Below are 12426 nucleotides of genomic sequence, written 5' to 3'. Positions count from 1 at the left end.
TCGATAAAAGATCGATAATTGCGGGGCTTACCCCGTAAGTGAAACCGACTCCCACCGAAACCGACAAAAATACTAATAGAACTATCCAACGACCCATTTTCTCCCCCTTTTTTGAGAAATTAAAACGTAACCTTACGATAAACGATTCCATTCATAACCCCGTCGAGCGCCAATAGAAGCGAGACGTTGAGTTTCCTCGAGCGCCAATAGAAGCGAGACGCTTTAGTTTCCTCGATTTGTATATGGATTTTCTAAAGTTCTTATTAAAAAGAAACCCGTTGGAATCTTTGAATTTATTTTCATCATTTTCACCTTTTATCTTCCCGTTTGCTTTTTTAGTGAAAACCAAACCTTTCACTGTTTACGATATTCTAATGAATACAAATGATAGTCCGCTTATTCTAAACATATATATGAATTGTATTTGAATTCTGATCCTTAATTTTTTCAGATTCGGAAAGTTTATTAAATTTTACTTAAGTATCAATTGGGATCGTTTTCGGGTTATTTTTTCATTCAAAAACTTCTATAAAATCCAAAGATAACGATCGAATTTCCGTACGAGTGGGTTTTGCGATCTTCATCAGTTGAAAAAGTCCGTTCCATCTCCGTACTCGGTGAAACGCTTTCTGAATTCTCTCTCACTCCCTGAATGCCGACCCAGGAAACTCAACGGATACATCTCTACGGACCGGCCTCCGGAAACAATTCACCTGAGTTTCCACGGATCGTTCGTTTTTCTTACGCCGAACTTAGGTTAGAAATAACACCTAACGCGTACCCCCATTTAGATCGTTCGGCATTAGGATTTTAAACGTTTTGATTTAAAATCATAACACATTCAATATTTATAATTTCCTAAAATTTTTTAAGGTTATAACCTGAAAAACGAAACTTTTTTTCTTTTTGTGAAAATATTCGGGACGAGTTTGTTAAATGAGCTAATTCGAAGACAAAATTCAAATTTTGTCGCGACCATTTAGGAGAAACGATGAAACGATTTTTTTTGTTATGCCTCAGTTTAAGTTTGTTGTTAGGCGGCTGTTCCCATGGAAAAGAAGGAGAACCCGACTCTTTAGCGCTTCTTTTGGGAATTATCGACACGCCCATTTTGAACCTCGCAAATCCTGAGAGAAGCTCTCAACAAATCATCATCCGCACGCCGATTTACGTGGATGGAATGTCCGGAAACGACAATTTTCTAGGCACAAAGGCCGCACCCTACCGTAGTATTACAAAAGCTGCATCCGTTGCGACAAGCCACAGCGTAATTTACGTTGCTCCGGGGCAATATTACGATCGTGAAAAATTTCCGATTAAACTTCCAGACGGACTCGTTCTTATAGGGGACGAGGGCGGAAAAGGACGTATAGGCAGTTCTTCGTCCCCATACCGAGGTAGATACGAAAACCACCCGAATACGGGCCCGACTTCGATTCGTTTTGATCGTAACGATGGGGATGATACGGCGTTTGAAGTCGGAAATAACACGATCATTGCCGGATTCGATTTAACCAATCCTATCAAACTCACTACTTACGGCGTCCAAATACGGAACAATACAATCTCCAAAGGGATCTATATTTCCCACCTTACGTACCAATCCGGCGGACATACCATCAGCGGAAATTTCATCGGACAAAAGGAAGCTCCGAATTACAATTACGGAGTCGGTATTTTTTTCGATGGGACCACACACTTTAGCAAAGTGGAATATAATACGATTCATCGCAACAAATACGGTATTGTCATTCGTCCGTACGCTTTAGCGGATTTAGGAGGAGGAGACTTAGGAAGTAAGGGACACAATATCATTACTTGCAGCGAAGAAATGGACTTAGTATTTCAATTGGAAAAAGGTAAACGACTTTTCGCTCAGAATACCAAATGGGATCACAGCGTTCCAACGTATTCAACTTCTTCTACGAGTTATCCTCCACCGGGAATCGATATATATGCGCCTCCACCGACCGGCACTATGGATATTTTTGGATACTCATTAGCTCCGAACCATTGCGATTAAAGGTAAATAACGTGAGTTATCCGTTAAGCTTACTCTTCCGATATAAAACTATTCGTATAAAGCCGATAACCGTTCCAAATCCGATCCAAAGGATGGGCCTCTTTGATGGCGTCTAACGTTTCTTGAAATCGGATATAAAGCGGAACTTTTGTTCCGCTTCGTTTGGTAAAACGTTTTAAAAAATCCACATGTGCCGTATCTGTTTGGTCTCCGATAAAAATCACTCCCGGGCTCGAAAAATTTCGAGCGATCCTATAAAAAGAATCCCTGTAATTCTGAATATCGTAACGTTCCTCGTCCAAAAAGGAAGAAGTGAAAATCCAATTTCCTTTTTTTGGAGTTTCATAGGAACTTGTTAGAGCGCCTCCTCCGAAACTTAAACTCACTTGATTGACGATCTCCAAGGGTTCTTGAAGAATATAAAGACGACTTTTGGGATCGACGCCGAGTCTACCCGAACCCGCCTCGAAAACTTCAAGGTCTTTCAGAGACTTCTGCCAAGTTTCCCGGGACTTGGAACTTGCTAAAAATTGAATCCGATATTCGGGAGCAAATTCCTCCTTAGTGGAAAAAACCGGATTTGTGATCAGGGCTTCCGGATCGTTTACGAGATAAAACCGATCTTCGGTTCTTGGAACCAAAGGAATCCTGAAATGATACGAACTCAAATAAAGATAGGTCAGTTTGTTTTTCGCAAGTTTGATGTTTCTTCTGTATTCGTTTTCAAGTTCTTCCCTAAGAAGAACCTCGTAACCTCCTCTCGCCGCTTCTTCCAAATATTGAAACAAGGAAGCCCTGAGTTTACGATTGTCCTTAAACGCGAGATCTCCTTTGGACTTTCCTTTTAAGAAGCGAATATAAAAAGATTCAAGACCAAAATCCATCACAGCAAGAAACTCCTGATCGGCCGGAAGTTTTTCCTTGAGTTTATCCGCAACGGAAACGAAGACGGGAATGTCCTTATAATCGGGACTATAATTTAAGATCAAAGGTCGAGTGAGGGATAAAAGATCCTTGGCAACGGCGAGATCGAAGAACGTTTCGGAGTTGTTTTTCTTAAAAGAAAGTTTTTGCAAGTAAGTAATCAGATCGATCAGCTCCGTCCTTTCCTTGGAACTAAAACTTTTTCCCCGTTTGGATCGAACCATGGAATTTAAGAATTCGATAAACTCGTTCGGAGTTTTTGTCCCCGCCTTTTCGTAAAGCTGAAGCCATTCAGTACCGTTGGCGACCGAGGAGATTTTACCCTGATGAAACAGGAATTTATCCATCAGAATATTCTTATCTTTGAATATACTTTCGTATTCGGGACCGATCTCGAAATGGGAACCGATTTTATCCGTCCAATCCTTGCTCTTGGACGATTCCCCTCTTGAAAACAGCGCTTGCGCGTAACCGAGAGTCATACGAAGGGCCCTGGACTTCGCTCCGGTATTCCATTCGTATTCCACCAAGGATTGTGCGAGAAAATCCACCTCTTCGTTTTCCTGAAACGGAACCGAATATAAAATCAAATGATACAAAAGACTTCTTTCTTCCGGATCGAGCGATTCGAATAGTTTGGGGGAATTTCCGTAAACTTCGGAATAAAGCGAATACGGAGAAAACCAAGCCCCGGTGATCTCTCTTTTCCAATTTCGGAACAATCTTTCCCTAAATCTTCCCGTATCCTCCTCGTCTTCCTTTTTCTTTAGGATTTCGAGCGCTTCCTTCCAGTTTCCGGAAAGAATCAGAAACAACTCTTCCTTTCTACGGATTTGATTTTTAGAAAGAGCGACTCCCTGTAAAAAATATTTTTGGGCGTATAACCCCTGCAAAATTTCTTCCACCGACTTTATCTCTTCGGGGTCGTTCGAAAATTCAAGCGCGAGTTTTCCCGCAAACTCGCCGATCTCCGGCTCGTAATTGCTTCTTGCAATTTTTAGAATATTCTTATAATATAAATAAGGATCGTAAAAAGGGAAAATCGTCTTATCCGCAACCCTTAACGAGGAGGAAACGACCGGTTTGCCGTTCCTCAAGGAATACAAATTTTTCAGCAGGTTCTTCTTGGAAGAATCCTCCAAGTCTTCGGAAGAATAAGAGGAACAATCGGAAGGATTTTTGTCGAGATAACAGGTCAAAAGCGCCGAAAATAAGACCGCATCCTTTGCCGAACGTTCCTCGGCGTTTTTCAAAAGATCTTCGTAGATTTCCTCCATCGTAGTTTCGGGCGAAAGTTTCCACTTTAAACGAAGCAGATCCAATTCACCGGAAAGGAGCTTATCTTCCGTTTTTTGAAAAGATCGATACGAAAACGCGTGGGTGTATGCCTCTCTTACGTTCTCTTTCCTTTCGTTTTCTCTGGCTAAAACGCGTAGGTTTTCGACGGACCTGTTCGTTTCCTTTTTTCTTAAAATACTCGAACCCAATAATAAACTTCCGGAACCGAACGAAGCTTTTTCCGGAAGATCGGTTGTACAGGAGGAATTCCCCAAACAAATCGCAACATTACGAATTCCTGATGCGTTTAACACCTCGTAAACCGCCGAGATTTTTCCAAGATCCGGTTTCGTTTTTTCGTAAAAAAGAACCGAAGAAATCTCGTTACGATTGTGAAAAAGATCCCGGAGAGAGAGATTTTTTGCGGATAAACTCTCCCCGAAAGGATTACCTCCTGCGATATTCGGAAACGGAGCCACGAGCATATCCGTATCCAAAAGCCGAGCGAGGATCTGATTGGGAGCTATTTCTTTTACGGGTAGCTCCGATTCGTAATTCGGCGATCCGTCCACAATCGCAACGTTACGCGTCGTTCTCTTGTCTTTTTCTTGAAGGGGCATCAGATGAGACGTTCTGAAAATCAGGGAAAATTTTTCCGGAAGAACGTTAGCGATCTTTTCGAGATCGATATTGTCTCCCAATTGTACGAACCAAATCCTGCGGGATACGAACGGAATCTTTCCCGAATTGGAGATCCGACTTAAAACCTCTTCCGTTTTTCCGGTTTGATCCGTATATTCCTCGTCCGATTTAGTGGCGCGATAGATCCGCACCTTATCGTCCGCGGATTCGATTCTAAGATAACCTTCTTCCGCACTCAGCAGAGCGGTCGCCGAAGGTTCTTCCGAAAATATACCGAGATATCCGTCCAAGTCCGGGTTCTTTCGATGGATGGCCGAAAGTTCCCTTTCCAAATCCTTGGAAATACTTTGATAGTCCTTGAGCAAATGTTCGGATTTTTCCTTTTTTTCCAACGCGTTCTGAATCGCCGAATAAGAGAATTTTTGTTTTTTGACGAGGTTCTGCAATTTTGCGACATCGGAGGTGAAACTCTGGTTTTCCGATTCGTGGGGAATTTTCACAAACTGACGATACAGATTCATCCTGCGAAGCCGATCCAGACTTTTAAATCCTTCGGCAAGCCGACCCGATTCGAAATTGAGTTCCGACTGTATTTTAAAAAGTTTGTATATTAAAAAATACTTAAGTTCGTTTATCAAATGGGGATGCGATATCAAAAGGGAACCCGCGCGATCGATCCTTTCTTTTGCCTGCGCGTATTTTTTTCCCTCTCTCAAAATTTCCGCCTGGGTTACGAGCGTTTCGATCCATTCCTGAATATAATAAAATTCGTTTGCGGATTCGGAAGCGAGATCCAGGATCGCAATCGCCTTTTCGGGATCGCCCAATCGAACGTAAAGATTGGCCCTGCCGATCGAATACGATAACCTTTCCTTTCTCGAATAAGGATCCTCCGCAAGACCGACGATTTCTTTGGGAACCATGGAGGGATTTTCCAAAAGTCCGGCGGCCCGCCCGAACAATTCGAAACCGGACGGAAAATCCCCCATTCTAAAAAACTGCTCCCCCTGATAATAATAAACCAACGCCAAAGTCGGATCGTGATCGGGAAAAACATTATAAAACCTTGATAAACATTTTTTGGTTTCGGAATGGACCGTCTCTTCCTGAGTATCGCCCAAACAACTTTTAACGAAATTATTTTTGGAGGAAATCAAACGTTCGGAAGCGGAACGTAGGTTTTGCAGTTCCAGCTCGGGACCTTCTTTCGTATTTTCCAAATGTCCGAAATAAGAATAAAGCCCCCTTTTAAAGGAAGTTCTCGCCTTAGGAGCGAATCCCTTTTCGGTTTCGAATTTTTCGGCCTGTTCGTAGGTCTCCGTTGCGGATTTAAATTCCTCTCTTTTAAAATGTAAATATCCCAAATCGTTAAACGAATTGGATCGAATGAGAGAACCGGCTAACGTGGAACTCAAACCTTTCGACTTTACGTAAGCCAAACGGGAATTGATCTCTTCGATCGCCCTTTCTATCTCCATCGACGCGATCAGATTGTTCACCCGAATTCCGCTGGTCATCAAGGGCTGAAACTTGGGAGAAATCGCCTCCGGAAATCTTCCTTCTCCGGAAATACGAACTCCGTCCGGAAGCGCGATTTCCCAAACCCAATCCCAAAAGTAATCCCAGAAAGCGAGTTTTACCCCTTTCGGAATCCAACCGGATCCGCCCCGGCCTGAAACGATTCCGTCCGCTTTGTTTAGATGCAATTCCGATAATTTATATTTTCCTAATTTTTGATAACAAAGAGCAAGCCCGTTGTGAAGATTGACCGGGTCGATCCAACCATTTTCCCCGTTTAAAGAAAGCGCGTCCTTATAATAAGACACCGCGTTTGAAAACTCGCCGGATTCCATATAGGAAAGACCGGTTAACGTGAACAAAAGCGCGAGTTTGAGTTTGTACTGTCCGAGTTTTTCAGCGCTATCCTTTCCGATTAGGGTTTTTTTGGATTCGTTTTCGAAATACAGTTTGGAAGCGGCTTTCAACTTTTGAATCGCGGACTTATAATCGGCTACGTATATCGAGGATCTCGCCGAATTAAATAGGAACATCGCTTTTTGACGGTGATTTTCAAACTGTGTTTTGGAGATGATATAATCCGATAGAGAATCCACCTTGGAATACTGCTCGTTGGCTTTCGGATAATTTTTCAAAAGAAAATAATTATTTCCAAGATTCAACCTCAGATCGGAAAGGGCCTTTTTATTTTCGAAATTCTCCCCCAAAAGTTCCAACACCTGACTGTAGAGTTCTATGTTTTCCTCGAAATTTTTTTCGGGAAAATATTTCTTATAAACGTTTACATACTTCTCTTCGTCGTTCGGTTGATCCTCACCGGACTTTCTGCTTTTTAAGATGTCCACATACTGATACATCCAACCCAAAAGTTGATAAGCCTCGTAATATCTCGGATCGGCAAAGATGATCCATCGTAATTCGTATTCAGCTTGTTTAAAGTCCCTGAGAATCTCCTCCTTTCTTGCGGAGGTCATCGAGTCGGAAGCGTTGTAATACGTCTCACGGATGACGCTCCGATTTACCAAATAATACGCATAACCGTATAACGTGGCCAAGTCCAAAACCGGCCTGGACCTGGGAATCGCTTGCTTATAATACTGATTGATATAAGCGAGTCCCTCTTCCGCGAGCGGATCCGCCTTCGCGATATCGATTACGTCGAATTGATTCAAAAGAGCTTTCCGTTTTTCCTCGCTCAAGGAACCGGAAAGTTTAAAAACGGAATCCACCATCATCCTCTGATAATAAACCGCGTATTCCTTATATAAGGTTTTCAAAAATAGGTTTCTGCTTTTAACCAGAAACATATTCTCCGTATTGTAAAAATAATGAAAGGCCGCGTCCTGAAGATTTCCCCTGCGATCGTGATCCCTGGCCTTATTTTCAAAATAGATAAAGGAACGTTCGATTTCCTTTTGATCCAAGTCCACCCCGAGTAACGGATCGTATTTTTCCAAATAGATCCTAAGTTCGTCAAAGGACTTTTGAACCTCTCCGAGTCCTTTGAAGTTATCCGATTTCAAAAGATGTCCCTTTAAAAAAAGAGGATCGGTTTCGGGAACACCGGATAAAAACGTATTCAACAAGGAATTACTTTCTTCAAAAGAACCTTTTCCGTTCAGACCCAGGGACTTTACGTATAAGAAATATCGAAACAACCTCGGAGATTTTTTTTCCAAATCGTTGGATGAAATCGAAATTTCGGCGGCGTTCGTTCGTTCTACGAAATTTTTTCCCGCGAGTATTTCCCGATCGATCTGTTCGTAGAGGAGTTTAAGATCTTCCTTTCCGATTAGAGGGTCGTCGGCGACTCGAAAAAAGGATTCCGGGATTTTATAATCGTGCGAGGAAGCGTTCTTATACTGTAAATCTCCCGACTTTCGATAAATATCCCGAATCCGATAATAATTCGGATACTGATTTAGAATTTCATCATATACTTTCAAGGAATGTCGGAAGTCCCCGGACCGACGGGCCAGGTCCCCTTCTTCTTCCAAAAGGGAGGCCAACAGATCGTTTCCGATCGCGGGAACCGCTCGAATTTGATCGTAGTATTTTCTAAGCTCTTGGATCGCGAGAGGAACGTTAGTTTTTCTTTCGTGTGCGAGTAAAAGTCCGTATCCGAGTCCGGTAATCGAATTCAATCGAGAGGTTAGGATTTCCTTCTTTGTGTTTTCGGCGATTTTGGATCTCCCGGAATTTTTCGCTTCCTCGTATTTCAAAAGAAGTGTTTTGGCGGCGATCAAAGGATAAATCGGGTCCTGAGAAAAATAAAACTCGATCGCGTCGATCGCCAACAGAAAATCCTCGAAACTCTGTTTATCCCTGTATTTCAAAGCGAGTTCGTATTGGGAGATGATATCATTTTCCTTGGATACGGAACCGGAAGCGGGAATGAAATAGATATTTAGAGTATTATAATATGCTGCCGTAAAAAGAACCGAACCTCCGTTAAACGAGGAAAACCTGGAATCGAACAGGGAATCGTTGCCCGACGTCAGTTCTCGGACCGCCCCCGTCTCCAAATCCTTTCTTACGATCAAACTGTTGTCTCTTTCGTCCAAACGACCGTTTTTATTGGTGTCGTTTCGGATCGAAGTGTAATACAAATACCGTTTATCTTTTGTAAGAGAAATGGAAGGGGAAAAGTTGAGATACGAATCCTTCGTCAACCTCTCGTCTTTTCCGGACGTAAGATCCAAAAGATATACGTCTCCGGAAGCGCTTTCCCGATACGAAAGATAAACGATCGATTTACCGTCGGAAGACCAAACCGGAGAGGCTCCTCCGTTTTGGGTCAAGAGCTTCAGCGGCTCCTTACCTTCCGTGTCCAGGACTACTAAGTTCTGGATTCCCGGGGTCAAACGATCCGTGGAAAACACCAAACGACGGTTATCCGGGGAAAAGAAGGGGTCCGTGTCCGTGTAAGAATCCTTTTTGCCGGGAATGGAAAAATTAGGATTCGTTAATATTATAAAATCGGAATTTACAAACCGTTTTCCTTGAAGGATTTTTTCGACCCAGAGATCCGGATTCATATCGAGTAAAATCAAATCCCCGGAAGAATCGTATTGTTCGGAAACGAAAACGAGTTTTTTTCCGTCCGGACTGATCGCGGGTTTGAACTCGGGCGCGGGATGTTCCGTAACCGGAACGGTGATCGAACTGTTCAAATCCCGAAACCAAATGTCGTAATTTCCCTTTTGACCCGTGGTATAAAAAAGATATCTCCCGTCGGCGGTCGTGGAATTGTATAAGTTATTTCCCCTTTGAACGGTAAGCGGAAAAGGTTTTTCGTTTTCCGGAGTGAAATAGTTTACGGCGATGGAAGAATAATTGAATTCCAACGGTTTGATCCTTGCGGAGGAACGAAAGACCGAACAATGATAAAAAAAGAAAAAACCGATCAGTAAAGGGACTGGGAATCGGATCATGACCTAGTCCTTACGCATCCATTTACCGGGCGACTTCTCAAAGTATTCGCCCTTTTCCACAAGACGGTACCAAGTTTGTTCGAGATGAACCTTCAGGTGTTCCGACTTTTCTTTAGAGATCGTTTTCAGATCCGATCCGGAGCGAACGGCGATCACCTTGTTTCTATGTTCGTTGGCAAGAGCAATCAGGGAATCGATTCGAAATTTCACTTCCTTTTTGGAGAGGTCGTTTTTAATTCCCGCCTCGCCCGCGGCCGGATTGATTCTGAGTTTGCCGTCCAGTCCTTCGGCTAAAAAACCCTCCTCTTTCCAGGTTTTGATTTCCGGAGCCAAATAAGCGAGGGCTCTTAAGGACATTAGAATATCCTTATCTCCTCCTGCGTAATTATCGCCCGAAAAATCCTTCTTCCAAACTTCGGAACCCGCGGAGGAAGTTTTGACGGAAGAGATCAGCCAGCCGTCCTTTTCCAGAATACGATCCTCTCCGATCATCTGTTTTTCGGAAGAAGTCTGGGTCTGCGTAAAAGTGATCAAAGGGGACTTGATGATACAACCGGCCAAGAACGCGACCGACACAAAGGATAAGAATATTAGAATTTTCTGATCGATAATTCGACGTTTCATTTTGAATCTCCTTACTGATACGTATCGATTTCGGATCTCGCTCTTTTTAAGAAGTTCGCAAGCGGCATTCTCTGTTGCGAGATCTGACTGTTTTCCAAATTGACGATCGTATTTAAAACGGAACGTTTAAACTGAATGACGGCGTATACGAGCCCTTTCGACAATTCCACTTCGATCTTGTCCACGGCGTAACTGTTGTAGATAAAATCCGTGAACACGTTCGAAGGTGTGAATATATTCACCGCGCTTTTCGCAAAATCCTGGCCGATCTGAAACACACTGAAAAAAAGATTAACGTTCGGAATGGGGTCCGCGAGATTTCTTCCCGAAACGTTCAAGTCCGCCTTGATCTTACCGTCGGCGATCTTAGATCTGGTTTTGGGAGGAAGAAGTTGTTTCAGATCGATGTCCTTGACCTGAACGACGGCGCTGAACTCCATTTTTTCGGGTTTTCCCTCTCCCACGTTCACGAGAATATCCTTTCCGTTCACAAGGCCGTTGAGAGTAAATACTTTCAAATATTCTAATTTTAGAAAGTTCTCCGAATAATCGATTCTCGCGGACAGACCGGGCTGACCGTTTTTCGGTTTAACATAATCGAATGGAATTCCGCTGATGGAGGGATGTGTTCCGACGATCTGTCGGATCGTGAAGTTCGGAGGAGAAATTCTTCCGTAGGTTCGAATGAACTTTTCCTTATTTCCGTCGATCAGATTCTGAGTCGTTTTGAGGGAAAGGTCGTGAACGAAAGGAAACTCGGCGTTCAAACCTTCGATTTGATAGAGTTTACAATCCTCGCCGGGACAAAACTCGTTCGTATAACCGAAGTTAGAGTTTTTGGAAACGAAACTTCCGCTCGCAATCGAATTCTTAATCCGAAACCCGATCGCAAACGATCCTTCGAAACTGATTCCCTTAAAAAGATAAGCCGGTTTTTCCGATCCTAAAGAAACACTTCCCTTCAGATCGGGAATCAAATCTCCGAAAACCCCCTCTTCGTTCTTGGAAGCCTTTTTCAAAACTCCGCTGGTCGTCATTCTAAACTTGGACTGAAACGCGGTGAGATCGAAATTCGAAAGAGTGATGGAAGAATCCTTTTCGATTTTCAGATTGAGATCCATCCTAAGATCCCTGATTTGAATTCCGGGAAGATCGAATAGAAGTTTACCCGATACGGACTGAGCGCCTTCGATAAGGGAATAATCCAATCCCCCGTTTAAGGCGATTTGATTGCCCAGATTGTTTCTGACGGGAACGAGACTTTCGCGGAGGGAAAACGGAAGGGTCGGAGTCAAACGATCGAGCTCAGTTTTAACAACAAGAGAGTTCAGGTTCATCCGAAAACCTTTCGTAAGATATAAGATCCCCTCCGAAGAAATCAGAAGCGATTCCTTTCCTTCCGCTCCTTTTGTAGAAAGCGAAAGGGAATCCAAACGGACCGAGTCCGGAACGAAAGGTTTTGAAAATTGAATCCTAGATTTCAAATCGAGATTGACCGGGATCGGGGACGACTTCCCTCTTCCCATCGGAAACCGAAAGCCCGCCAGTTGAACGTTTCCGTTTACATTCAAAGAATGGAATATTCCTCCGACCTTCATCCGCAAACCCAAAACCCCGTTCAGAGTTTTTACGTAATCGGAAAGGTTCAGGTTTTGAACCGCAAGATCCAAATCGACCTGGGAACCTCGGACGACGTTTCCGGTTGCGGCCAATTGCATCCCGTTGTAGGAGACTAAAAATTCCTTGAGTTCCAGATTTTCAAGTAGGGGAATCGGCTTACTCGCGTTAGGCGTTTCTTGCGTAAAGGGATGGAGAACGGAATCCGCGACTAATTTGAGTTCCGGAATCCTATGATTTTTTCCGCCGATGGAAATCAAAAGATCTTTTGCCGAAATGTCCGCCGCAACTTTCAGACGGGTATCTTTTCCGGAAATCGTGATCGGAGCCAGGCTCAATTCCCCGTCCAATTTCATCTTTGGAATT

General features: G+C 43.3%; 4 protein-coding genes (1 of these 4 cut by a window edge). 1 reads left to right on the top strand and 3 read right to left on the bottom strand.

What is annotated here, in order from left to right; all coding sequences use genetic code 11:
- Positions 1–991: 991 nt before the first annotated feature.
- Positions 992–2023 carry an LIC10774 family surface protein gene (locus tag LEP1GSC194_RS05225; protein WP_020772622.1) on the top strand — a complete coding sequence of 344 codons (1032 nt, stop codon included), beginning with the start codon at positions 992–994 and terminating at the stop codon, positions 2021–2023.
- A 29-nt stretch (positions 2024–2052) separates the two neighbouring features.
- Here the strand turns inward: LEP1GSC194_RS05225 and LEP1GSC194_RS05220 are convergent, their stop codons facing one another.
- The 3 genes in view from LEP1GSC194_RS05220 to LEP1GSC194_RS05210 are tightly spaced (at most 11 nt apart) and all read right to left on the bottom strand, a layout consistent with a single transcriptional unit that may run on beyond the window.
- On the bottom strand, positions 2053–9819 hold the full coding sequence (locus LEP1GSC194_RS05220; RefSeq protein ID WP_020772624.1) for a PD40 domain-containing protein: 7767 nt from the start codon (positions 9817–9819) through the stop codon (positions 2053–2055).
- A gap of 3 nt (positions 9820–9822) precedes the next feature.
- Complete coding sequence (locus tag LEP1GSC194_RS05215; RefSeq protein ID WP_020772629.1) at positions 9823–10443, bottom strand: hypothetical protein; 621 nt, start codon at positions 10441–10443, stop codon at positions 9823–9825.
- An 11-nt stretch (positions 10444–10454) separates the two neighbouring features.
- A protein-coding gene (locus LEP1GSC194_RS05210) for an LIC_11026 family protein (protein WP_020772625.1) crosses the window boundary here: on the bottom strand, positions 10455–12426 show its 3' portion. 1034 nt of this gene lie beyond the right edge of the window; only the last 1972 of its 3006 coding nucleotides appear in the window; its start codon lies off the right edge, out of view; it ends in the stop codon at positions 10455–10457.

This window comes from Leptospira alstonii serovar Sichuan str. 79601, from assembly GCF_000347175.1.
Lineage (GTDB): Bacteria > Spirochaetota > Leptospiria > Leptospirales > Leptospiraceae > Leptospira > Leptospira alstonii.
This window is presented reverse-complemented; position numbering and strand designations above follow the sequence as displayed.

What these genes read in the sequence shown, in the direction of transcription:
- LEP1GSC194_RS05220 (WP_020772624.1), bottom strand. Translation starts at nt 9,819, where the DNA reads ATGATCCGATTCCCAGTCCCTTTACTGATCGGTTTTTTCTTTTTTTAT.
- LEP1GSC194_RS05215 (WP_020772629.1), bottom strand. Translation starts at nt 10,443, where the DNA reads ATGAAACGTCGAATTATCGATCAGAAAATTCTAATATTCTTATCCTTT.
- LEP1GSC194_RS05225 (WP_020772622.1), top strand. Translation starts at nt 992, where the DNA reads ATGAAACGATTTTTTTTGTTATGCCTCAGTTTAAGTTTGTTGTTAGGC.